25 protein-coding genes are annotated in these 22,303 nt (G+C 74.7%); 16 read left to right on the top strand and 9 right to left on the bottom strand.

The annotated features are described in order from the left end of the window. Window positions 1–66 precede the first annotated feature (66 nt). A complete protein-coding gene (locus ABZY91_RS07735) occupies window positions 67–384 on the top strand; it encodes a cupin (protein WP_329885635.1) in 318 nt (105 codons plus the stop codon). 15 nt (window positions 385–399) lie between these two features. Here ABZY91_RS07735 and ABZY91_RS07740 read toward each other — a convergent pair whose 3' ends face one another. Further along, on the bottom strand, window positions 400–1,035 hold the full coding sequence (locus ABZY91_RS07740; RefSeq protein WP_355400596.1) for a helix-turn-helix domain-containing protein: 636 nt from the start codon (window positions 1,033–1,035) through the stop codon (window positions 400–402). A 135-nt stretch (window positions 1,036–1,170) separates the two neighbouring features. Between ABZY91_RS07740 and ABZY91_RS07745 the strand changes: the two genes are divergently transcribed. The 8 genes from ABZY91_RS07745 (at window position 1,171) to ABZY91_RS07780 (ending at window position 9,130) form a co-directional block, all read left to right on the top strand. Further along, window positions 1,171–2,694 (top strand): MFS transporter, encoded by a 1,524-nt coding sequence (locus ABZY91_RS07745; RefSeq protein WP_355400598.1) that lies wholly within the window; start codon window positions 1,171–1,173, stop codon window positions 2,692–2,694. Between the two features lie 176 nt (window positions 2,695–2,870). Further along, window positions 2,871–3,509, top strand: a complete 639-nt coding sequence (locus ABZY91_RS07750) for a class I SAM-dependent methyltransferase (protein WP_355400600.1) — start codon at window positions 2,871–2,873, stop codon at window positions 3,507–3,509. Between the two features lie 214 nt (window positions 3,510–3,723). After that, window positions 3,724–4,197: a DUF202 domain-containing protein gene (locus ABZY91_RS07755; protein ID WP_355400602.1), complete on the top strand. Its 474-nt coding sequence runs from the start codon at window positions 3,724–3,726 to the stop codon at window positions 4,195–4,197. 195 nt (window positions 4,198–4,392) lie between these two features. Further along, window positions 4,393–4,698: a Sec-independent protein translocase subunit TatA gene (gene tatA, locus ABZY91_RS07760; RefSeq protein ID WP_355400604.1), complete on the top strand. Its 306-nt coding sequence runs from the start codon at window positions 4,393–4,395 to the stop codon at window positions 4,696–4,698. 197 nt (window positions 4,699–4,895) lie between these two features. Beyond that, window positions 4,896–6,365, top strand: coding sequence for a hypothetical protein (locus ABZY91_RS07765; RefSeq protein WP_355400606.1), 1,470 nt, complete (start codon window positions 4,896–4,898; stop codon window positions 6,363–6,365). Window positions 6,366–6,432: 67 nt separating this feature from the next. Then, window positions 6,433–7,683: a histidine kinase gene (locus ABZY91_RS07770; protein ID WP_355400608.1), complete on the top strand. Its 1,251-nt coding sequence runs from the start codon at window positions 6,433–6,435 to the stop codon at window positions 7,681–7,683. Then, complete coding sequence (locus ABZY91_RS07775) at window positions 7,680–8,420, top strand: response regulator transcription factor (RefSeq protein ID WP_355400610.1); 741 nt, start codon at window positions 7,680–7,682, stop codon at window positions 8,418–8,420. The genes ABZY91_RS07770 and ABZY91_RS07775 overlap by 4 nt, the downstream gene beginning before the upstream one ends. A 113-nt stretch (window positions 8,421–8,533) precedes the next feature. Further along, window positions 8,534–9,130: a potassium channel family protein gene (locus ABZY91_RS07780; protein ID WP_355400612.1), complete on the top strand. Its 597-nt coding sequence runs from the start codon at window positions 8,534–8,536 to the stop codon at window positions 9,128–9,130. A gap of 62 nt (window positions 9,131–9,192) precedes the next feature. On the opposite strand, the gene ABZY91_RS07785 is transcribed toward ABZY91_RS07780, so the two are convergent. Beyond that, window positions 9,193–9,564: a VOC family protein gene (locus ABZY91_RS07785; protein ID WP_355400614.1), complete on the bottom strand. Its 372-nt coding sequence runs from the start codon at window positions 9,562–9,564 to the stop codon at window positions 9,193–9,195. 104 nt (window positions 9,565–9,668) lie between these two features. Here ABZY91_RS07785 and ABZY91_RS07790 point away from each other — a divergent pair, with 104 nt between their 5' ends. After that, window positions 9,669–9,974: a cupin domain-containing protein gene (locus ABZY91_RS07790; protein WP_355400616.1), complete on the top strand. Its 306-nt coding sequence runs from the start codon at window positions 9,669–9,671 to the stop codon at window positions 9,972–9,974. 185 nt (window positions 9,975–10,159) lie between these two features. Here ABZY91_RS07790 and ABZY91_RS07795 read toward each other — a convergent pair whose 3' ends face one another. The 3 genes from ABZY91_RS07795 to ABZY91_RS07805 form a co-directional block, all read right to left on the bottom strand. After that, on the bottom strand, window positions 10,160–11,707 hold the full coding sequence (locus ABZY91_RS07795) for a protein kinase (protein WP_355400618.1): 1,548 nt from the start codon (window positions 11,705–11,707) through the stop codon (window positions 10,160–10,162). Between the two features lie 565 nt (window positions 11,708–12,272). Beyond that, the gene (locus ABZY91_RS07800; protein ID WP_355400620.1) at window positions 12,273–13,640 is read right to left on the bottom strand and encodes a hypothetical protein; all 1,368 of its coding nucleotides are present in this window, start codon (window positions 13,638–13,640) and stop codon (window positions 12,273–12,275) included. Then, window positions 13,637–14,464: an RNA polymerase sigma factor gene (locus ABZY91_RS07805; protein WP_329885752.1), complete on the bottom strand. Its 828-nt coding sequence runs from the start codon at window positions 14,462–14,464 to the stop codon at window positions 13,637–13,639. The genes ABZY91_RS07800 and ABZY91_RS07805 overlap by 4 nt, the downstream gene beginning before the upstream one ends. Window positions 14,465–14,988: 524 nt before the next feature. On the opposite strand from ABZY91_RS07805, the gene ABZY91_RS07810 reads away from it, so the two are divergent. Further along, on the top strand, window positions 14,989–15,723 hold the full coding sequence (locus tag ABZY91_RS07810; RefSeq protein ID WP_355400621.1) for a hypothetical protein: 735 nt from the start codon (window positions 14,989–14,991) through the stop codon (window positions 15,721–15,723). 242 nt (window positions 15,724–15,965) lie between these two features. Next, window positions 15,966–16,703, top strand: a complete 738-nt coding sequence (locus ABZY91_RS07815) for a tyrosine-protein phosphatase (protein WP_355400622.1) — start codon at window positions 15,966–15,968, stop codon at window positions 16,701–16,703. Between the two features lie 22 nt (window positions 16,704–16,725). Here ABZY91_RS07815 and ABZY91_RS07820 read toward each other — a convergent pair whose 3' ends face one another. Continuing rightward, entirely contained in the window at window positions 16,726–17,298 is a 573-nt protein-coding gene (locus tag ABZY91_RS07820; protein WP_355400623.1) for a GNAT family N-acetyltransferase, read from the bottom strand. A gap of 51 nt (window positions 17,299–17,349) precedes the next feature. Here ABZY91_RS07820 and ABZY91_RS07825 point away from each other — a divergent pair, with 51 nt between their 5' ends. The 3 genes from ABZY91_RS07825 (at window position 17,350) to ABZY91_RS07835 (ending at window position 19,533) form a co-directional block, all read left to right on the top strand. Continuing rightward, window positions 17,350–17,796 (top strand): GNAT family N-acetyltransferase, encoded by a 447-nt coding sequence (locus tag ABZY91_RS07825; RefSeq protein WP_355400625.1) that lies wholly within the window; start codon window positions 17,350–17,352, stop codon window positions 17,794–17,796. Between the two features lie 107 nt (window positions 17,797–17,903). After that, the gene (locus ABZY91_RS07830) at window positions 17,904–18,611 is read left to right on the top strand and encodes a class I SAM-dependent methyltransferase (RefSeq protein ID WP_329952359.1); all 708 of its coding nucleotides are present in this window, start codon (window positions 17,904–17,906) and stop codon (window positions 18,609–18,611) included. A gap of 172 nt (window positions 18,612–18,783) precedes the next feature. Continuing rightward, window positions 18,784–19,533 (top strand): Clp protease N-terminal domain-containing protein, encoded by a 750-nt coding sequence (locus ABZY91_RS07835; protein WP_355400627.1) that lies wholly within the window; start codon window positions 18,784–18,786, stop codon window positions 19,531–19,533. Window positions 19,534–19,590: 57 nt separating this feature from the next. Here the strand turns inward: ABZY91_RS07835 and ABZY91_RS07840 are convergent, their stop codons facing one another. Both ABZY91_RS07840 and ABZY91_RS07845 read right to left on the bottom strand, forming a co-directional pair. Next, complete coding sequence (locus ABZY91_RS07840; protein WP_329885654.1) at window positions 19,591–20,082, bottom strand: NUDIX hydrolase; 492 nt, start codon at window positions 20,080–20,082, stop codon at window positions 19,591–19,593. Between the two features lie 198 nt (window positions 20,083–20,280). Then, window positions 20,281–20,718 carry an SRPBCC domain-containing protein gene (locus tag ABZY91_RS07845; protein WP_329885655.1) on the bottom strand — a complete coding sequence of 146 codons (438 nt, stop codon included), beginning with the start codon at window positions 20,716–20,718 and terminating at the stop codon, window positions 20,281–20,283. A gap of 140 nt (window positions 20,719–20,858) precedes the next feature. On the opposite strand from ABZY91_RS07845, the gene ABZY91_RS07850 reads away from it, so the two are divergent. Then, window positions 20,859–21,389: an STAS domain-containing protein gene (locus ABZY91_RS07850; RefSeq protein ID WP_355400630.1), complete on the top strand. Its 531-nt coding sequence runs from the start codon at window positions 20,859–20,861 to the stop codon at window positions 21,387–21,389. Here the strand turns inward: ABZY91_RS07850 and ABZY91_RS07855 are convergent. Beyond that, window positions 21,270–22,274: a sigma-70 family RNA polymerase sigma factor gene (locus ABZY91_RS07855; protein ID WP_355400632.1), complete on the bottom strand. Its 1,005-nt coding sequence runs from the start codon at window positions 22,272–22,274 to the stop codon at window positions 21,270–21,272. The two genes, ABZY91_RS07850 and ABZY91_RS07855, sit on opposite strands and share 120 nt — an antisense overlap. Window positions 22,275–22,303: the final 29 nt, after the last annotated feature.

Consider the following 22,303-nt stretch of genomic DNA (forward strand, 5'->3'; position numbering starts at 1 on the left):
ACGGGCACTGCCCGGTCCCCGGCACGCCCGCCGGACCCCGGCACGCCCGCCGCAGGAGGACGCGTGATGATCGATCTCGAACAGCTCGTCGCGGAGCACGCGGCGCTCGCCGCCGAGAGCCCGCACGGACGCAGTGCCCACCTCGTGCTGCACGACGGCGTCCTGCGGCAGACCGTGATCGCACTGACCGCCGGCACCGCACTGGACGAGCACAACGCGCCGACCGCCGCCAGCCTCCAGGTCCTCCGCGGCCGCGTCTCGCTGACCATCAGCGGACGGCGGGTGGAACTCTCGGCGGGCCAGCTGCACCCCGTGCCTCAGGAGCGGCACGGGCTGCTGGCCCACATCGACTCGGTGGTACTGCTGACGGCCGTCACCGTCTGACCACCGGCAGGACGGTCAGTCGGCAGGTCCGCCCGGGGCCGCGGCGGGGCCGTGCCAGCCCGGGCCCGCCCCGCCCCTGAGGACCGAACCGCCGACCAGCTCCAGTCCGCGCAGGAAGTCCCGTCCGCCGGGGGCGAGTTCCGGGGCGGCCAGCCACTGCCCGGCCATGCCCACCAGCAGGGCCTGGTAGAAGACGCCGCGGGCCATCTCCTCCTCGGTGTCCGGCACCTCGGTCAGCCCCTGGAACAGCGCGGACAGCCCGAGCCGTCCGCGCCGCTGCGCATCGGCGAGCGCGTCCCTCAGCTCCGGCACCCGCTCCACCTGCACCATCGCCTCGAACTGCGCGGCCCAGAGGCCGCGGTGCTCGGCGACGGTCTCCTTCACGCCGTCCCAGACGGCGACGAACCGCTCCTCCGGGTCGTCCGACGCCCTGTTGGCCCGTTCCACCACGGCGGCCAGCCGGGCACCCCACTCGCCCGTCGCCTCGATCAGCGCCGCGTTGAGCAGCGCCTCCTTGGAACCGAAGTGGTAGCCGATGGCCGCCAGGCTGACGCCGCCCGCGGCGGCGATGTCCCGGGCGGTGGTGCGCCCGTAGCCCTTCTCGTACAGGCAGCGCTTGGCGCCGGCCATCAGGTCCTCGCGATTTCCCATGCCCCGATGCTACGTCCCTCCTGGACGGGTGTCTTGCACGAGTGTCTGGCTCGATCGTCTGACTCGAACGTCTTGCACAAGTGATTGAGACGAGTGTACTAGACAAGCGTCTGACACGTCCGTACTGTCCTCCCCATGACCGCAACCACCGGCCGCGCAGGCCGCCGCGAATGGATCGGGCTCACCGTCCTCCTGCTCCCGACCCTCGTCCTGACCATGGACATGGGCGTGCTCTTCTTCGCCGTCCCCTACATCTCCACCACGCTGGCGCCGAGCGGCACCGAGCAGCTGTGGATCATGGACATGTACTCGTTCCTGCTCGCCGGGCTGCTCCTCACGATGGGCGCGCTGGGAGACCGGATCGGCCGCCGCCGGCTGCTGATGATCGGCGCCGCCGGTTTCATCGGCGCCTCGCTGCTCGCCGCCTACGCGGACGGCGCCGGCCAGTTGATCGCCGCCCGCGCCCTGCTCGGCGTGGCCGGGGCCACCGTGATGCCGTCGACCCTCGCGCTGATCCGGAACATGTTCCACGACCCCAAGCAGCGCCAGATCGCCCTCGGCGCCTGGGGCGGCATCCTCACCACCGGCGCCACCCTCGGCCCGGTCGCCGGCGGCCTGCTGCTGGACCACTTCTGGTGGGGCTCCGCCTTCCTGCTCGCCGTCCCGGTCATGGCCCTGGTCCTGCTGGCCGCGCCCGCCCTGCTGCCCGAGTACCGCTCCCCCCGGCGCGGCCGCTTCGATCTGTCCGGTGCGGCGCTCTCGCTCGCGGCCGTGCTGCCGCTGGTCTACGGGGTCAAGACGATCGCGGTGGACGGCTGGAGCCCGCTCCCCGTCCTCGCCGTCCCCGCCGGTCTGCTCCTCGCCGGCGCCTTCTACCGGCGCCAGCGCACCGCCGCCAACCCGCTGCTCGACCTGAGCCTCTTCCGGATCCGCGCCTTCAGCGGGGCGATCGGCGTCAACACCGTCGCGATGTTCGCGATGATGGGCTTCACGCTCTTCACCTCCCAGTACCTGCAGCTGGTCAAGGGCATGAGCCCGCTGACCGCCTCGCTCTGGTCGCTCGTCCCCAGCGTGGGCGTCGGCGCGGCCGTCGGCGTGAGCTCCGCGCTGGCCGGCAAGGTCCGCCCGGCGGTCCTGATGGCCGGCGGCTTCCTGATCGGCGCGGCCGGCTTCGGGATGATGACGCAGGTCGGCGCGGACTCCCCGCTCGCCCTCGTCCTCACCGCGGCGGGCGTACTGGCCGCCGGCACCGTCGGCACCATGACCCTCACCGCCGAGATGGTGGTCACGGCCGCCCCCGTCGACCAGGCCGGTGCCGCCTCCGCCACCTCCGAGACCGCCGTCGAACTCGGCAGCTCCCTCGGCATCGCGCTGCTCGGCGCGGCCGGTGCCGCGGTCTACCGCTCCCGTCTGGAGGGCGCCCTCCCCGACGGTCTGGACGGCGCCGCCGCCGGCACCGCTCGGGACACCCTCGGCGGTGCGGTCACCGTGGCCGCCCGCCTCCCCGGCCGGCTCGGCACCGACCTCCTCGACACCGCCCGCGTCGCCTTCACCGACGGCCTGCACGTCGCCGCCGTGGTCGGCCTGCTCTTCGCGGTCGCCGCCTCCTTCCTCGCCTACCGCCTGATGCGTCACCTTCCGGCCCGCCCCGCCGTCTGACACCGCCGGCACCGACCGGCACCGATCCACCCGCACGCGCGTCATCAGGAGCCCCCGCCCGGTCACCCGGGACGGGGGCTCTCGCCGTCGCCGCGCCCGCCCCGCGGCCGGGGCCGGGGTCGGGACCGGAGGCCGTCCGGGTGCACCCGGCCGAACGGATGTGCCAGGCTGCCGCCATGTCGGACGAGGTGAACCACGGTCGGGTACGGGCGAGTTACGACGCCGTCGCGGAGGAGTACCGGGAGCGGATCGGGGGCGAGCTCGCGTACAAGGTGATGGACCGGGCGCTGCTGGGAGCGGTGGTCGAGGAGGCCGCGGGCGGCGCGGTCGCGGATCTGGGCTGCGGCCCCGGACACGTGACAGGGTGGCTGGCCGAACACGGCGTGACGGCGGTGGGGGTGGACCTCTCGCCGGCCATGGTGGCGGTCGCACGGCGGGACCACCCCGGGGCGGATTTCCGGGTCGGGGACCTGCTGCGGCTGCCGGCGGCCGACGGCGAGTTCGCCGCCGGGGTGGCGCTCTACTCCGTGATCCACCTGGAGGCGGCCGAGCTGCGGCCCGCCTTCCGGGAGATGCGGCGGGTGCTGCGGCCGGCCGGCGTGCTGCTGGTCGCGTTCCACCTCGGCAGCGAGGTGCGACGGCTGGACGAGTGGTGGGGGCACCCGGTCGACGTCGACTTCCACTTCCTGGATCCGGAGGCCGTCGCCGGGCTGCTGGCCGAGGCCGGGTTCACGGTGACGGCCCGGCTGGAACGCGGCCCCTACCCGCTGGAGGCGGAGACCCGCCGGGGCTACCTGCTCGCCCGCCGCGACTGACCGGGGCCGATCACGGGTGACCGGACCGGCCGCCCGGACCGGCCGTCGCCGATGTTGACCGTCGCCGGTGTCGGCCGCCGCCGCTGTCGACCGCCGCCCGAGCTGCGGCGGGGCAGCGCCCGTCCTAGGGTCGGCGGGGAGCGCCCGCCACGGCCGCGCACGGTCCGGGCCACGGTCCGGAACCGGCCAACGTGCGGCGCGGAACGGAGGCCCGATGCCGCAGCCGGAGGAGCCGCCGGTCCGTCCACCGCACCGTCCGGCGGACGGAAGGTCCGCCGACGACCTGGACGACGGGCCGGGCGACGGGCCGGGGGACGACCTGGACGACGGGCCGACCCCCACCGGAGCGGCGGGCGGCCAGGAGCCCGACTACCGGTTCACCCTGGCCAACGAGCGGACCTTCCTCGCCTGGATCCGCACCGCGCTCGGCCTGCTGGCCGGCGGCATCGCCGTGGACCAGCTCACCCCCGACGTCGCACCCGCACCGCTGCGGATCGCGCTGGCCGTGATCTGCGCGCTCGGCGGGGCGGCACTCGGCGCCGCCGCGTACCGGCGGTGGGTGAAGGTCGAGGCGGCGATACGGACCGGCTCCCCGCTGCCGAGGACTCCGACGCTGCTCGTCCTCTCGGTCGGGGTGACCCTGGTGGCGGCGGTGTTCTGCGGGTTGATCATCGGCTACGCGGACTGACCGGACCGGCGCGTCCGGGCACGCCGGCCCGCCCCGACCACTGTCCCTGGGCCGTTCCCGCAACATCTGGTTTTTGACCAGCGTTTCCCGGCCGGTGTATACGTTCGCCGGTACGGCCAGGCATACTGGCCAGGTCGGGCGCTTTTGCCCAACTGTGACGGACGCCTCTAGACAAGAAGGGACCGGTGGCCAGGGATGCTGCGGAACGGTCTTGAGCCCTGGCACGTACTCGTGGTGCTGGCTGTCGTAATCCTGCTGTTCGGATCGAAGAAGCTGCCGGAGATGGCCCGGGGCCTCGGCAAGTCGATGCGAATCCTCAAGGCGGAGACGAAGGCGATGCGCGAGGACGACACCCCCGCCCCCGCCGCCGACGCCGCCCCGGGCACCGCGCAGAGCACTGCCGCACCGGCCCAGCCCGCGGCCCAGCCGGCGCAGCCCGCCGTCACGCCGACCCACGTGACCAAGGCCACCGAGCAGCCCCGGTCCACGACCACCGCCTGAGACCGGCCCCGTACCCGGGCCGTCCGAGCGTCGACGAAGCCCCCGCCATCACGGCGGGGGCTTCGTCGTGTCCGGGCCCCACCACCGGGCCCCACCACCGGGCCACGGGCCGTCTGGCCCGAGTGGCCGACCCGACTGGCCGACCCTCTTGATCCGTTATCTCCTGAAATGCACCACCGGAGGAACGGAGTTGAGGGATGCCGACGAACGAGCCGGCCGACCGCCCCGGCGATCAGCCCGACCAGCAGCCCGCCGGCCGGCCCGCCCCACCCCCCGGCGACCGACAGCCCGACGCCCCACCCCCGGGAGACCGGCAACCGGACGACCGGCCCCGCGGCGACCCGTCCCCGGGCGTCCGGCCGCCCGGTGACCGGCACTCCGACGAGCTCGCCGAGCTGCGCGCCCGCCTCAGCGCCGTCGAGGACCACGACGCCCGGCTGACGGCCCGCCTGAAGGCGCAGGCCACCCAGCGGCACCACCGCGTCCGGTCGTCCTTCGCCGTCCTCCTCGTCCTGCTGGCCTGCGTGCTGACGCCGCTGAGCGTGGCCGCCGCCTGGACCAAGTCCCAGATCACCGACACCGACCGGTACGTCGCCACGATGGCGCCGCTCGCCCGGGACCCGGCGATCCAGGCGGCCGTCACCGACCGGGTGACCACCGAGATCATGAAGCACATCCCGGTCGAGTCGCTGCTGGAGTCGGTCGCGCCCGACGACCGGCCCCGTCTGAGCGCACTGCTCGGCCCCGTCAGCCAGGCGCTCACCAGCGGACTCACCGGATTCGTGCACGACCGCGTCGAGCAGCTGGTCGGGAGCGACGCCTTCGCCACCGTCTGGACGGAGATCAACCGCAACGCGCACGCGGCCGTCGAGAAGATGCTGACCGGGCACGGCGGCGGGGCCGTCGCGATCAAGGACGACACCGTGGTGCTGGACCTCGCGCCGCTGATCGACCGGGCGAAGACCCGACTGATCGACAGCGGTCTGTCGGTCGCCTCGAAGATCCCCGAGGTGCACACCGAGTACACCCTGGTCCAGTCGGACGCCATCCCCAAGGTCCGGACCGCCTTCCGGCTGCTGGACCTGGCCGGTTTCTGGCTGCCGGTGCTGACGGTGGCCTGCGCGGTCGCCGGTGTCCTGCTGGCCGTCCGACGGCGCAGGGCCGCCGTCACCGTCGCCCTGGGCATCGCCGGCGGCGCACTGGTCCTGGGCATCGGGCTCTCCGTCTTCCGGGCCGTCTACCTCGACAAACTGCCGGCCGGTGTCGACCAGGCGGCGGCCTCGGCGGTCTACGACGCTCTGGTGCGGTACCTGCGGTCGGCCGTCCGGGTGGTGATCGCGCTCGGTCTGCTGGTCGCCCTGGGTGCCTGGCTCAGCGGCCCCGGGCGCTGGGCCAGGACGGTGCGGGGCATGTGGGCGTCCGGGCTGGCCGCCGTCCGGCACAGCGCGGAGCGGGCCGGGCTTCGGTTCGGGCCGGTCGGCCGGTTCGTGCACCGCTGGAAGACGTGGCTCGGCTGGGTGGCGGTGGCCGGTGCGGCGCTGGCGTTCCTGTTCTGGAGCTACCCGACCGCCCTGGTGACCCTCTGTCTGGCGCTCGCGCTACTGGCGGTGCTCGCGGTCCTGGAGTTCCTGGACGAACCGGGCGGCGGCGCGGGACACCCGGCCTGAAGGAGGAGGTCCGGGATCGGCCTGAGGGACGATCACCCCGGCCGCCCACCGTCCTACGCTCGACACCGTGTGGGGAACGCGAGGGATCGGACTCCGGCTGCTGCGGCCCGCGCTCGTGGTGTCCGGGCTCGGCTATCTGCTGCTGGCGGGCGGGGCGGGCGGCCCGGGCCTGCTGGACGCCGTCGACCGGGCGGTGGGCGTGGGCGCGCTGGTGCTGGCCACGGTCGGTGGGCGGTGGCCGTTCGCCGTGGCGCTCGGTCAGTGCGCGCTGATGGCGCCGCTGGTGGCGCACCCCGTCCAGATCGAGGTCAAGGTCGGCGCCGCGGCGGCGTTCTTCGAGCTGGCCGTCCGCCAGTGGGGCCCCCGGGTCGGGTGGGCGGTCGGCGTCCTCCTCGCCGTGCAGCTGGCGCACGCCTGTACGGGGCTGCCCGGCGGCGTGGTGGGCGCGTGCTACCGGGCGGCGGTGGTCGGCGGCGTGCCGGTCCTGCTGGCCGGCTACATCCGCTCGGCCCAGCAGGCCACCCGGGCGGCCCAGGCGCGGGCCCGCGAGGCCGAACGGAACCGGGACCTCGCCGAATGGGGCGCCCGGATGGGCGAACGCGCCGCCATCGCGCGCGAGTTGCACGACATGGTGGCCCACCACCTGGCCTCGACGGTGCTGCGGGTCGGGATCGCCCGGCACGTCCTGCCGTCCGCCGACCCCCGGATGACCGCCGTCCTGGACGACGTGCACGCCTCCGCCACCACCGCGCTGACCGACCTGCGGCGGCTGCTCACCGCGTTGCGCGAGCCCGACGCCGGACAGCTGGCCCCCCTGCTCGCCGACACCGCCAACCTGCCGGCCACCGTGCACGGCGTGGTCGAACGGTCCCGGCAGGCCGGCCTGCGGATCGACGCGGACATCGGCGGGCGGCTCGCGGAGCTGGACGCGCTCGGCGGCCTGACGGTGCTGCGGCTGGTGCAGGAGGGCCTGGCCAACGTCGCCAAACACGCCGGGCCCGCCACCCGGGTACGGTTGCGGGCCACCACGGAGGGCGCCCGGGTGCGGCTGGAGCTGGAGAACGAACTACCGGACGACACGGCGGAGAAGGGGCGGACGGACATGAACGGCGGGCACGGGCTGCTCGGCATGCGCGAGCGGGTGGCGCTGGTCGGCGGGACGATCGAGACCGGACCGGTGCCGGGCGGATGGCGGCTGGCCGCCTCCTGGCCGTTCCCGGAGGGAGCCGGGGCTCCACCGGCACCGTCACCCGTACCGGCACCGTCACCCGTACCGACCCCGGCGGCACCGCCCCGGGTCCGCGGAGGAGCCGCATGACCGGCATCCCGAACGGCCGCCCCGCGACCACCGGCGCCGCGACCGCCGATCCCGCGCGCCCCGGCCCCACGGCCGTCGGCGGCCCCGCGACCATCGGCGTCCTGATCGTCGACGACCAGCAGCTCGTCCGGGCCGGTGTCCGGATGCTCTGCGAGTCCGCCCCCGACCTGACCGTGACCGGTGAGGCCGCCGACGGCGCCCACGCCGTCGAACTGGCCCTGCGCCTCCGCCCGGACGTCGTGCTGATGGACCTGCACATGCCCGGCACCGACGGCATCACGGCCACCCGCGAACTCCATCGCCTGCTCCCCGCCACCCGGGTCGTCGTCCTCACCACCTTCGACGACGACGACCGCCTCTACCCGGCGCTCGCCGCGGGCGCCTGCGGGTTCCTCGCCAAGGACGTCGAACCGGCCGCCGTCCTGGACGCGGTGCGGCGGGCGGCGGTCGGGGAGAGCCCGTACAGCCCCGAGGTGCTGCGCCGGGTGGTGGCCCGGGCCGCCACGGACTGGACCGGCGAGGACGGCCGGCGGCAGCCGGTGGCCCGGTTCACCGGGCGCGAGCACGAGGTGCTGCGGCACATCGCGGGCGGGCTGTCCAACATCGAGATCGCCGAGCGGATGCACCTCGGAGTGACCACGGTGAAGACGCACGTCTCCAACCTGATGGCCAAGACCGGCAGCCCGAACCGGGTCCGGCTGGCGGTACTGGCGATCCGGCAGGGGCTGGCGGGCTGACCCGGACCACGCCCCTCGCGCCCCTCGCGCCCCCACGCCCCGCGCCCCTCGCGCCCCTCGGACGGAGCAGCCCGGCGGGCGGGCACCGGTCGGCGTGCCGCACGCTGGCGGGGATGTCCGCCGACCAGCAGCCGCCGCAGCCTCCACCGCAGCCACCGTCGCAACCGACCCCACGGCAGCCGCCCGTGCAGCCGCCCGGGGACCGCGTCGACCGACGGGCCTGGGGCCTGCTGCTGGGCTCGTTCACCCTGCTGATGATCGGCTACTTCACCCTGCCGCTGCGCACCCTCGGGGACGACCGGCCGGTGCTCAGCTGGCTGGTCTTCGCAGCCGCCCTCGTCCTGCTCTCCGCCCTCCTGCTCGCCAGGATCGCCGACATGCTGCGTGGCACCGGCCACCACCCGGGCGTCTGGCTGGTGTTCCTGATCTGCCTCGCGCTGACCGTCTTCGCCGGCAGCTACTACGTCCTCGCCGCCCATGCCGGCGAGTTCGACGGCCTGAACACCCGGCTCGACGCGCTCTACTTCACGATCGTCACCATGGCGACGGTCGGGTACGGGGACATCACCGCGGAGGGGCAGGGGCCGCGTCTGGTGGTGATCATGCAGATCGTCTACAACTTCGTCTTCCTGGCCGCGGCCGCCGGAGTGCTGAGCAGGCACATCCGCAGCGGCGTCGAACAGCGCGTGCGGCGGCACGGCCCGGGCTGACACCGCCGCGGCCACCCAGGCCCGGGGCTCACCGGCAGCCGGGGCTCAGCGGCGGCCGGGGCTCAGCGGCTCGTGTCGATGACGCAGAACCTGTTGCCGTCCGGGTCCGCCAGGACCACGAAGTCCGGGTCCTCCGGGTAGAGGTCCCAGTCGACCCGCTGCGCGCCGAGCCCCACCAGCCGCTCGACCTCGGCCGTCTGGTCAGCCGCGTCGTCGGCGTACAGGTCGAGGTGGACCCGGGGGTGCTCCTGGACGGCCGACTCGCTGCGCCCGAGCGCCACCTGGACACCCGCCCCGCCGGGCGCGACCAGGACCACCCAGCGGTCCCCGACCTCCTCGCCGCCCCGCGGCGCGTACCCCAGGGCCTCGCCCCAGAACGCCGCCGCCCGCCGTACGTCCGCCACTCCGAGCACCACCGAACCGATCTTCAGCATGCGGGTGATTTTGCCAAACGGTCGACCGATCGGGGGCCGGATCCGGCTAGCGTCGAGACATCCACCGACCCGAGGCGAGAGCCTCCACCGGAGAGAGGCATGCCATGAACCCGGTCGACCTGTTCCGCACGGCGTCCGCACTGCCGCAGGCCTGGAGTTCGCGCGCGCTGGGCGACGTGGGGACCGCCCGCGTCAAGGTCCTGCGGATGGACGGGACGGGGGTGGCGGAGGAGGTGCACGGTGTCGCCGAGGTGCTGCTGGTCCTCGACGGCCGGTTGGAACTGACCGTCGAGGGCGCCGACCTGTCCGTACGGCCGGGAGAGCTGTGCGTCGTGCCGGCCGGCGCACGCCACACGGTCCGGGAGGGGAGCCTGGGGACGCTCGTCATCGTGGAGTCGACCGCGGCATGACGACGGGGTGCGCTCCACCCCCGCCCACCCGTCGCGGCCTGCCGACGCCCGCTCCCCGAATCGTCATCGGACGATCACCACGCAGCCGGGCCCTGCCGACCACCCCGTGTCGGCCCGTGTGGCCCGCCGCCCCCTCGTGGCTTCGAGGCGGCTCCTGCGGGACTTCGGGGCGAGGTCCCGGCCGGCTAGTCCTCCTCGGCGTCGGCGGTGGCGTTGAGGGAGGTGATCAGGGAGGAGAGCCGGGAGTTCCAGTTCTGGTAGGTCTGACCGTCGATGGCGTGCTTCCGGGCGAGGTCGCGGACGGTCTTCTGGGCGCCCTTCAACTCGCGGACGGCGCTGTCGGTCTGCCCCTCGTTGAGCCGGGCGGTGGCGTCGTCCAGCGTCCGGAGCAGGTCGACCTGACGGCTGCGGTCCTTCTCCACCTGGGTCTGGGCGATGCTCTGGCGCAGGGCGTTGATCTGGACCAGTAGAGCCGGGTTGTGCGGCGCCGGCGTGGTGGGGCGGGCGCTGGTGGGCGTGCTGGTGGGTGTCGACGACGGGGTCGGGGTCGCGGTCGGCGTCTGGGTGGGCGCGGTCGGCGTCGGCGTGGTCGCCGTCGCGCTGGCGCTGGCTCCGGGTCTGGCACCCGCAGCCGGGGCTCCCGGGTCGTCGAAGGCCGTAAGCGCGATCATCGCGGCGCCGGCGATCCCCACCAGGCCGAGGGCACCGAAGATCAGCGGCTTGCGCCGGTCCTCCTGGACGGGCTCGGGCATCGACCGCGGAGCCGGTACGGGCGCCATGACCGAGGTCGCGGCAGGCGGCCGGGGCGCCGGGGGCTGCGGCGGAAGGAACGCGGTGTGCTGCTGGTCGGCGACCGGGTAGGCCTGCGGCACGGGCACCGCCGCGAGGAGTTCCGTGGTCGGGTCGGCGACCATCAGCCCCGGTATGCAGGAGAGCAGTTCGGCGCGCGCGGAGGCCGCGTCGGCCGGCCGGTCGGCCGGGTTCTTGGCGAGCAGCCGCAGCACGGCGGCGTCCAGCGCGGGCGGCAGGCCCGGCCGCCGGGCCGAGGGCGGCAGCGGCAGTTCGCCGACGTGCTTGTAGGCGATCGCCACCGGCGTCTCGGCGACGAACGGCGGGGCACCGGTGAGCATTTCGGTCAGGACGCAGCCGATCGCGTACAGGTCGGTACGGCCGTCGAGGGGACTGGCGGTGGCCTGCTCGGGCGAGAGGTAGGCGGCGGTGCCGAGCACGGAGGCGGCCTGGGTGAGGTTGTGGGAGGAGCCGGCCCGGGCGATCCCGAAGTCGACGACCTTCACCCCGCCGTCGTCCGTGATCATGATGTTGCCGGGCTTGATGTCCCGGTGCACCAGGCCGGCGCCGTGCGCGACGGCCAGGCCCTCGCAGACCGCGGCCGCGATCCCGACCGCCTGCTCGACCGGCAGCCCGGGCCGCTGGGCCAGCAGTGCGGCCAGCGAACAGCCCTGGACGAGCTCCATCACGATGTACGGCGAGCCCTGGTCGACCCCCGAGTCGAAGACCATGACGATCCTCGGGTGGACCAGCATGGCGGCGTGCTGCGCCTCGCGGCCGAACCGCTCGGCGAACCGCGGGTCGTCGGCGAGGCCCCCGTTGAGGACCTTGACCGCCACCTGGCGGCCCAGCACGTGGTCCAGCCCGCGCCAGACGGTGGCCATGCCGCCGACGCCGAGCATCTCGACGAGTTCGTAACGCCCGTTCAGCGCCCGTCCGATCACCTGGAACTCCCCTCACGCGCCCTGTCCGGGGCCCGGACCGCCTCGTTCACCTGTGCACGATAGCCCCCGCGGGCAACGCGCCCGGGCGGCGGCAGCGGCCGGGGAAGTCCGGGAGCACGGGGCGGCGGCGGTCCCGGCGGCCCGTCGGAGGGGGGAAGACGGCCGGGGAACCGGGCAGCGGATCCCCGGCCGCCGGCTCGTGGTCGTACCAGGTGACGGTCACGGTCGGGTCCAGGTGCGGAGCTGTGGAGCTGTGGGGCTGTGGAGCTGAGCAGTCGGCGGTGCGGGGGTGCCGGCCCGCCCTGACTGCGGGCGGGCGGGCCGGCGGGTGTCCGGCCCGGCCGGGCCGGGGGCGCGTCCGGGAGGTGCGCCCGCCGGTCCGGCCGGGGCCGGGCCGGGTGGGCGGCGGGCACGGGGGAGCCGACCGGCCACCCGGAGTCTTCGGGTGGAGCTGGGTACTGCGGTGGAGCGGGTCACGCGGGTGGAACGGGTGGTGCCGGGTGGGGCGGTCCGGATGGGCGGCGAGCCCGGGGGGATTCGCTCACCGCCCACCCGGAGTTCTGGGTCACCTCTCGGACGGGGCGTCGTCGGACCGGGTGTCGGACCGGGTGTCGACCTTGTCGTCGGGTCGGCTGTCGGGCCTGCTGTCTCGGTCGGGTGTCGGACGGCCGGTGGCGGACCGGTCGGCCGGCGCGGACGCGGCCGTGGACGGGCCGCCCGGTGCGCCCGGTGCGCCCGTGGACGGCGGGAGCGGTGCGGTCACGGTCGGGGTCACCGCGCCCGCGTCCGCCCTGCCCGTATCGTTCCCCCCACCGGTACCACCGGTACCACCGGTACCACCGGTACCACCGCTGCCGGCACTGCCACCGCTGCCGCGACCGTCCCCGGAACCTCCCGAGCCGCCCGAGCGGCCGCCGCGGTCGCGGTCGTCGTCGGAGCCCTTGCCGGATCCGTTCCCGCCGGGCTGCGGACGCGAGGAGGAGTTGCCTCGGCGATCGTCCTCCGACTTCCGGAGCACGTCCGCGCAGTAGGCCTCCACCTTCTCCGGGCCGCCCGCCGCCGCGATGAGCGCGTCGAACTGCGGGTCCTTGACCAGCTGGCGCGGCCGCTCGCCCTTGCCCGCCCGGTCCGTGAAGCGCTTGCAGAGGGCGGCCGACACGCCCTGACCCGGCAGGCCCCGGCCCTCCGCGTCCGGCGAGGCCGACGTACCCGGAACCGCAGGACGGCCGGCCCCGGCGGACGGGCCGAAGGCGGTGGGGCCTTCGGACGGGACGCCGGAGGAGGTGCCGGACGACCCCGCGGACGAACCCGCGGACGACCCGGCGGAGGGGGCAGCGGAGGAACCGGCCGACGACCCGGCGGACGGACCCGCGGTGAGCGGCGCGGGCGACGGCGTACCGGTCGCCGCTCCGGGCCGCACCGCCGAGGAGGACGACGGGCCCGCGCCGGTCGGCGCGACCGGACTGCGGCGCGGCTCGTCCGCACCGCCGCCCAGCGCCGACGGCAGGTTGCCCGTGCCCGCCGCGACCGCGACCCCGCCGAGCGCCGTGGCGCCGAGCACGACGGCAGCGGCCTTCGTACTGAAGGCCCTCGTCAGCGCGGCGGTCGCCATCGTTCGTCTCCGGACGGGTGCGGGTACGGCAGGTGCGGCGGGCACTGCCGGAACAGGTGCGAGACGGGCCTCCCGGAACGCGGCCAGGGCCGCGGCCTCCCCGGCCAGTTCACCCTGCGTCGCCGGAGCCGCCGCAGCGGCGAGCACGCGGGCGACCTGCCCCGTCCGCCCGTCCTCGGGCGGCCTGGGGCCGGTGCGCGCGGTTCCGCCGTCCGGTCCGGTGAGCGAGGCGCCCTGCCCGGCCGACGGGCCTCCCACGGCACCGGAGAGCAGCTGCTCGGCGGTGTCACGGTCGATCCGACGGGGTCGGTTGGTGCTCATCTCATGTCCTTCAGCGTCGCGGCCCGGCGTTCTGTCACACCCTGCGGAGAACTTTTTTCGACCGGCGTCCCGGCGCCCTCCCGGACAGCCCTGCCGGCGCCCCCGCCCGTCCGGGCGGCGGGGATCCCCGGTCCGGCCGGCCCCGGCACGAAGGGCTGCTCCAGCAGCTTGGCGAGCCGCCGCAGCCCCCGGTGCGCGGCCATCCGGACGCTGCCCGACCGCTTGCCCAGGACCCGGGCGGCGCTCTCGGCGTCCAGTTCCATCACCACCCGGAGCATCACGGCTTCGGCCTGGTCCCGCGGCAGGCGGGCGATCAGCGCCAGAGCGTCCGAGGTGCCGACCGCGGTGAGGGCCGCACCGGCGGTGTCGTCCCCGGCGGCGAGCTCGGCCAGGTACTCGAACGGCAGGTCCGCGACCGGCCGGCGGCGCCGGGACCGCAGGTGGTCCAGCGCCCGGTTGCGCGCGATGGTGGCGGCCCACCCCCGGAAGCCGTCCCCGTCGCCGGAGAACGAGCGCAGGTCCCGGGCGATCTGCAGCCAGGCCTCGGAGGCGATGTCCTCGGCGTCCTGGGCGCCCTCGGGCCGACCGCCGACCAGCACGCCCAGGTAGCGGAGCAGACCCGGCTGAACGCTCCGGAACAACAGCCGGTAGGCCTCCTCGTCCCCGTCCTGCGCGGCACGCACGGCCTCGGTCAGATCGACGGGGGAGGTGGCCGCGCGCGCGGGCGGGCCGAGCGGCGGGCCTGACGTCGTCACCGGGACGGACCGGCCGACGTGCCTGTCGGTGCCCGCTCCGGGGCGTTCTGCACTCTGCACCCGCCACATCATGCGCCATCCGGGCGAACAGCCGGCCGTGGCGGAGTCGGACCGTTACGCGGGGCCCGGGGGACGGGCGGACACGGGTCCGGCGGGCGGTCCGTGACCGCGGCCGGGGACACCGGTCCACCGGACCAAGGACAGCCGGCCTTCGGGTCGAAGGTCCTGCCACCCGCTGGCCTTGGCCCGCAGCGGTCGAAGCGGCCTCCTGCCTATGTTGTCAGTGGACGATCCATTCGGCCGGCCTCTCCCCGGCCCTCGGATCCCGACCTTCGGATCCGGCCTCCGAACCCGCCGGCCGGCCCCGGCCGCCCGCTTCGGGCGGCCCGAGTCCGGCAGCCCGCACCGGACCGCCGAGCCGCCGCCCCCTTCTCCCCGGCAGCCCGGACCGGACCGCCGAGCCCCACCTCCCCGGCCGGCCTCCCCGGCCGCCGAGCCCTGCCTCCCCGCTGCGACCCCCGCCGGAGTCCCGGCCCCTTCCGCCTCCCCACCGGCACCACCCGCCCGCCCGACACGACCGTTCAGGACCCGCCATGACGACCGCCCACGAGCTCTACGAGCGCGGGCTGCGCGACCACCTCGCCCCCGCTCTCCGCCTCCTCGGTCTCACCGGACGGCTCCGGACCTTCAGCCTCCCCGACGAGACCCACTGGGCGCTGCTCGGCCTGGTCGAGCAGCGGACCGAGGACCGGCTCCGCTACACCTTCGACCTGAGCCTGGTCGGCCGCGCCGACTGGGCCGCGGCCGCCTTCCCCGGCCCGCGTCCGGACCCGCGCGCCGTCTACGGCATCGAGGTCTGGCGGGCCCGGATCGGCGAGCTGATGCCGGTCGGCGAGGACGTCTGGTGGGAGGTGCTGCCCGGGCCGCGCTGGCGGGTCGCGCTGGACGACTCGGTGGCCGCCGTCCGGCACTACGGCCTTCCCGAGCTGCGCCGCCGTGCCGGGCGCGACCGGGGCGGCGAAGTCGGCGAGACCTACCTCTCCCCCGCCGAACTGGAGCAGGTCAACGCGACCCTGCTGGCGGTCGCGGTCGCCCGGATCCAGCGCGCCGAGCTGGTCGACAAGGCCCTCGTGCTCACGGGCGCGTGGACGAGGGCAGACGCGGCCGCCCGGACCGTCCTGCGGGGCGTCGCCCGGGGGTTCCTCTCGGCGGAGGACGAGCGCTTCCGCACCGTCCGCTGCCAGGACACGCTCGGGCGGCCGCTCTGGGACTTCGGCCCGGGCCTCGACCGGGGCACGGGCGGCGACGGCCGCCCCCCGGAGCGGTGAGCCGACTCCCCCGCCGGTGAACAGCCCCGAAGGCGGCCTGCCGGTCGGCGCGGAGCCTCCGTCCGACCGCGGGGACCCGTCCCGCCGTCCCGCACTCCGGCCCGTCACTCTCGTCGATCACACCCCATCTGACGCCCCATCAGGCATACGATCGTCCGAACATCAGAGGAACCATCCGGACCCCCTGAGAGTCCATAGATAACGAGGGGGTAACGAGCCCCCGTTCGGGAAACGGGGAGCCAATGAGCCGGGCACACGCGCAGACCACCACCGAGGACCGCACCCTGGTCTGGGACGGCTGCCTCAACGTCCGCGACCTGGGCGGCCTCCGCACCACGACCGGCGCCCGCACCACCCGCCGCTCGATCACCCGGGCCGACAACCTGGACCGGCTCACCGCCGAGGGCTGGGACGCCCTCCTCGACCACGGCGTCCGCACCGTCGTCGACCTGCGCAACATCGAGGAGTACAAACCGCTCCTCCCGCTCCCGGAGGGCGTCGAGCTGATCCGCGTGCCACTGGACGAACTCGCCGGCCCCGCCTGGTGGGAGGCGTACGGGCACCTCGACGGCACCCCCCTGGCGCTGCGCCCCTACCTGGACCACTGCCCGCACGCCGCAGCCGAGTTGATCACCACGATCGCCGGCGCCCGCCCCGGCGGCCTCGTCGTGCACTGCGGCGCCGGCCGCGACCGGACCGGCCTGGCCGCCCTGCTGCTGCTCGCCCTGGCCGGCGTCGAGCCCGCCGAGATCGTCACCGACTACCTGCTGAGCGCGCCCAACGTCCGCCCGCTGTACGGCATGCTCGGCCTCCCGGACCAGTACCGCCGCATCGACGCGGTGCTCGCCGAAGCCGGCACCACCGCCGAGGACGCCCTGCACGCCACTCTCGACGACTTCGACCCCGTGCCGTACCTGCTGGCCGCAGGCGTCGACCCGTCCGACCTCACCGCCGCCCGGGACCGCCTGATCGCCATCTGAAGCCCCGCCATCCCGGCCTGCTCTACCAGAGCTTGTCGACCTCACCGGGGTAGAGGCCGATCCGGGCACCGGCGAAGTCCGCCCGGTGCCGCCGGGCGCGCCCGGTCAGGAACGCCGCCATGGTCAGCTTGTCGAACCCCTCCCGATCACTCGGGAAGGGCCGCTCGACCGTCCCGCCGACCAGCACCGCACCCGGGAGCAGCTCCCAGCCCGCCCCCTCGTAGAAGGTCCGGAGCTCCCGGTCGCAGGTGAAGAGCCCGAGATCCGCGCCGCTCTCCTCGATCACCGCGCGGGCCGCGACCACCAGTCGCCGCCCGTACCCGCGACCCCGCAGGGCCCGGTCGGTGACCACCGCACTCAGCCCGCTCGCCGCGTACGTCCGACCGGCGTGGTCCAGCGACTTGGAGAGCACGTCGAGCGCGGCCACCACCCGGTCGCCGTCCAGCAGCAGCATCGACCGCGGACGCAACACCGGGTCGTGCACCGGCTCGGCCGACGGGCCGGGCGGCCCGGGCCAGACCTGGTCCTGCAACTCGGCCACCTGGAGCTTCAGTTCGCGAGGCACCTCGGCCTCCGCCAGGGTGACCGTCCGCATCACCGCTCCTCCGATCGACCGGCCCGGACGCGGCTCTGGCAGACTCCGGGCGTGATTCTCCGCACCGCGACCCGCCAGGACCTGCCCGCCGTCATCGCCCTCCTCGTCGACGAGGAGGGCGTGACCGACCCTGCCGAGGTCCGGGTCGACGAAGCCTACGCCCGCGCCTTCGCGGAGGTGGACGCCGACGCCCGCAACGAGATGCTGGTGCTCGACGAGGGCGACGGCACGGTGATCGGCTACCTCCAGCTGACCTACATCCCCGGCCTCGGCCGCGGCGGCGCGGAACGCGCACTGATCGAGGGCGTCCGGGTGCGGGCCGACCGGCGGGGTGCGGGCCTCGGACACGAGCTGTTGACCGAGGCGGTCGCCCGGGCCCGCGCGCGCGGCTGCACCCTCGTCCAGCTGACCAGCGACAAGCGCCGCACCGGGGCGCACCGGTTCTATGCCTCGCTCGGCTTCGAACGCAGCCACGACGGGTTCAAGCTGGCCCTCTGAGCGGCGAGTTGCGCCCCTCGCGCCCCGTCGCCGAGCCACGACCGGGTCCGCGACCGGCCCCGATAATCGTTCGCGGCCGACCGGCGCCGCCGACGATACTGCCCGACATGGTGCACTTCTCCGACTTCGACACCCGCAACTACCCCACCGTGGACGTCAGGACCGGCTACGCCCAGTGGGTGGCCACGTACGAGCAGACCGTCGAGGACGCGATGGACCTCGCCGTACTCGACCGCCTCACCACTCCGGCCTGGCCGGAGGTCGGCCGCGCGGCCGACCTCGGCTGCGGCACCGGCCGCACGGGCGCCTGGCTGCGCGCCCGGGCCACGGACGGCCTGGTGCTCGACGGGGTGGACCTCACCCCCGAGATGCTCGCGGCGGCCCGGGAGCGGGGCGCCCACGACAGCCTCACCGAGGGCGACGTCGCCGCCACCGGCCTGGCGGAGGGCGGGTACGACCTGGTCATCTCCTCGCTGATCGACGAGCACCTCGCCGACCTCGGCCCGTACTACCGCGAGGCCTGGCGGCTGGCCCGTCCGGGCGGCCGCTGCGTGCTGGTGGGCCTGCACCCGTACTTCATCATGGCGGCCGGCATGCCGACCCACTTCACCGGTGAGGGCGGCGCCGACATCGCCATCACCACCCACGTCCACCTGGTGTCGGACCACCTCACCGCCGGCCTGGCGGCCGGCTGGACGCTGGTCGAGATGGCGGAGGCGGTCGTGGACGACGAGTGGATCGCGCTCAAGCCGAAGTGGGAGAAGTACCGCAGCCACCCGGTCTCGGCGGCGTACGTCTGGGAGAAGCGGGCCTGAGTCCCGGCGGAACCGGCGGGCGGGCAGCCGGGGCACACGGGCCGAGCAGGACAGGTAGGTAGGCAGGTAGGACAGGTAGGCAGGCAGGTCAGGGAGACGGTCGGAGGACACAACTCGCAGGATCGTCAACCATCGGTTGACGATCCTTCAGCGACAACCTAAGGTTGACGCTATGGAGAATCCGATCGTTCCCAAGACCACTCCGCTGCGTCTCGACGACCTGATCGACGCGATCAAGAAGATCCACACCGACGCGCTCGACCAGCTCGCCGACGCGGTCATCGCCGCCGACCACCTCGACGAGCTGGCCGACCACCTCATCGGCCACTTCGTCGACCAGGCCCGCCGCTCCGGGGCCTCCTGGACCGACATCGGCCACAGCATGGGCGTCAGCAAGCAGGCCGCCCAGAAGCGCTTCGTCCCCAAGGACCCGGCCACCCCCGCCGACCTCGACCCGAGCCAGGGATTCGGCCGGTTCACCGACCGGGCCCGCAAGGTCGTGATGGCGTCCCAGGAGGAGGCCCGTCGGGCCGGCAACGCCGAGATCGGTGCCGGACACCTGCTGCTCGGCCTGCTCGCCGAACCGGACGGCCTGGCCGTCCGGGCCCTCGCCGGCCAGGGCATCACCCCGGAGGCCGTCCGGACCGCGACGGCGGCGGTGCTGCCGACCGCCGCCGCCGAGGTGCCGGCGCTTATCCCGTACGACGCCCAGGGCAAGAAGGCGCTGGAGCTGACGTTCCGCGAAGCGCTGAAGCTCGGTCACAACTACGTCGGCACCGAGCACATCCTGCTGGCGCTGCTGGAGTTGGAGAACGGCGCCGGCGTGCTCAACGACCTCGGTGTCGGGAAGCCGGAGACCGAGGCCTTCATCACCGACCTCCTCGCCGCGTTCATCGCGTCGAGCGCCACCGACCAGGGGTGACCGGAACGTTCCGGGGCCCCGGGACGGGCGGGGCTCCGGAACCCCCGGTGCGCGGACTCAGAATCCCGACACGTGGGTGGTGATGATCCGCACGCGCCCGTCGGCCGCCGCCTCCACCGCCGCGCGGAGGCGCAACGACCGCGCCGGACCGAGCAGTTCGAGCGCCTCCTCGTCGTCGGCCCAGCGGTGGTCGTCCAGTTCACCGGCCGGGACGGTCACGGGGGTGCCGTCCGGGACGGTGCCGAAGTCGAAGAGGAAGTGCTGGGCCGGGTGGTCGAGTTCGTCCGATGCGTGGGTCCAGGAGATGGCCAGCAGGTCACCGGCCCGGCGGACGATCCCGGTCTCCTCCTCCAGCTCACGGGCCGCGCACTCGACCGGCCCTTCACCGAGGTCGATCGTCCCGCCCGGGAACTGCCAGTACTCCCGGTACCCGGCCTTGACGATCAGGATCCGTCCGGACTCGTCCCGCAGGACGCACCCCGCCGCCGCGTAGATCCGGGGCAGTGACGCCAACCACTCTTCACGGGACTTCAACGGCTCGGCCGCCACGGCGGACCTCCTCCGGCTCAGGGGACGACTGCGCCCACTCTGCCATCCCGCCCCGCCGCAGGCAGCCTCAGACCGTCACGGGCGTTCACGGACGCGGTCGGAGACGAGGCCGGCGGGAGAGGCCGGCAGGCGTGGCCGGCGGGAGCGGGCCTCGGCGGTCCGTGGTGGCCCGCCGTGGCCCGGAGCGCCGTTGCCGGGTCAGCTCCGGCCCGCGAGGTGCTCCACCAGGCGGTCGAAGCTGGAGTTGAGGCCCGCCTCGGCCTCCGGGCCGAGGTACATCTCCGGGACGTCGCGCTGCTGCATGACCACCTTGGTGCGGCCTTCGCCCAGGTCGACGAAGGTGAGGCTGCCCGTCATCCCGATGCCGTCCTCGACGAACTCCAGCAGCTCGCCCTCCCGGATCGCCGTGATCGTGCCCCGGACCGGGTAGCGGTCGCCCGTCTCCTCGATCACCATCGTGCTGTCGAACCGCCCGCCGACCTTCGGCTCGATGGTCACGGTGTCCAGCGGCACGTGGGTGCCGACCGGACCCCAGAAGCGGACGAACTGCTCGGGCTCGACGTACGCCCGGAAGACGTCCGCCGGGGTGGCGGGCAGCTCGCGGATGATGGTCAGCTCGCCCAGGTTCTCGCTCATGTCGTTTCCTCTGCTGTGTTCCGCCGCGTTGGTGCGGCTCGGTGTCGCGCTCTCGAAGGGGTAGACCGGACCACCGCACGGAACTCATCGCTCCTCGGCGAACTTCTTCGAGAATTTTCGGGAATCCTCCCGACCGGCCGATGAGCCGGGAGCGCAGCACCGGTCTCACCTACGTGAACACCCGACCCAGCACCGGACCCACGGCCGGACCGACCACCACGCGCCAGGTCACCTGCGACCTCGGCGCCCTGCCCGCCCCCGACCTCGCCGTCGTGGACGCCCTCGCCCGGCTCCGGCTCGCCGCCGCCCGGCAGGGCGTCGGTCTGTCCCTGCGGAACGCGAGCGGCCCTCTGCGGGAACTGCTCGCGTTCAGCGGGCTGGCCGCCGTCCTCCCCACCCAGGCACCTACCGACGCCCCCGGGACCACGGAGGCAACGGAGGCCGTGACCGCCACGGCTCCGCCCGGCGACCTCCCGTTCCTGGTCCCCGCCCGGCTGCCCGGCCCGATCCCCGAACCGCAGCCCGGGCAGCTGACGGATCTGCCGCCGTGGCTACCGCCCGATCTCCCCGCCGATCTCCTGACCGGCCTCCAGCCGGGGCGGCAGGCCGAACAGCGGGAAGAGCGTGTCGGTGTCGAGGAAGTTGGTGAGCCCCGCGATCCGGCCCGCTGAAACGTCCAGCACGATCAGTGCCCACGGCTCGTGGCCGCCCGCCGGGCTCGGCCGGTACTGCCCGAAGGCCGGGCTGCCGTTGGCCACCACCGGCACCAGCCGGGAGCCCCGGCAGCCGTGGCCCGGGCCGAGCATCCACTCGCGGATGTCCGTGTGCCCGGTCAGCCACAGCGCGTACGGCGGCATGTTGAGCGTGACGTCCTCGTGCAGCAGCGCGGCCAGCCCGTCCATGTCGTAGGCCTCGAAGGCGCTGACGTACCGGGCGAGCAGCGCGCGGTGGTCCTCGTCCAGCACGGGGGCTGGGCGGGCGGCGGCGGTGTCGGCGGCGAGGGTGGCGCGCGCCCGCTGGAGCGCGCTGTTCACCGAGGCGACGGTCACGCCGAGCAGTTCGGCGACCTCGCCGGCCTTCCAGGCGAGCACCTCGCGCAGGATCAGCACCGCCCGCTGGCGGGGCGCCAGCCGCTGGAGCACGGCGACGAAGGCCAGCCGCACCGACTCCCGCTGGGCGGCCACCTCGGCCGGGTCCCCGGTCTCGGGCACCACCCGGCCGTCCGGCGCCGGGCCGATCCAGGTGACCTCGGGCAGCTGGGCATCGGTCGCGGTGGCCACGGTGGACGGGCCGGCCAGGTCCATCGGACGGGCCCGGCCGTTGCGGCCGTTCAGCGCGTCGAAGCAGACGTTGGTGGCGATCCGGTACAGCCACGACCGCAGGGCCGCCCGGCCCTCGAAACCCCGGTACCCGCGCCAGGCCCGGACCATGGTCTCCTGCACCGCGTCCTCGGCCTCGAAGACGGAGCCGAGCATGCGGTAGCAGTATCCGGTCAACTCCGTCCGGTGCCGCTCCAGCTGGAGCTCGACCGGCTCCTCCGTCATCAGGTCGGCCATCGCCCTGCCCCCGTCCCACACCGTTTCCG

The sequence above is a fragment of the Kitasatospora sp. NPDC002965 genome (assembly GCF_040611255.1).
In the GTDB taxonomy this organism is placed as follows: Bacteria; Actinomycetota; Actinomycetes; order Streptomycetales; family Streptomycetaceae; genus Kitasatospora.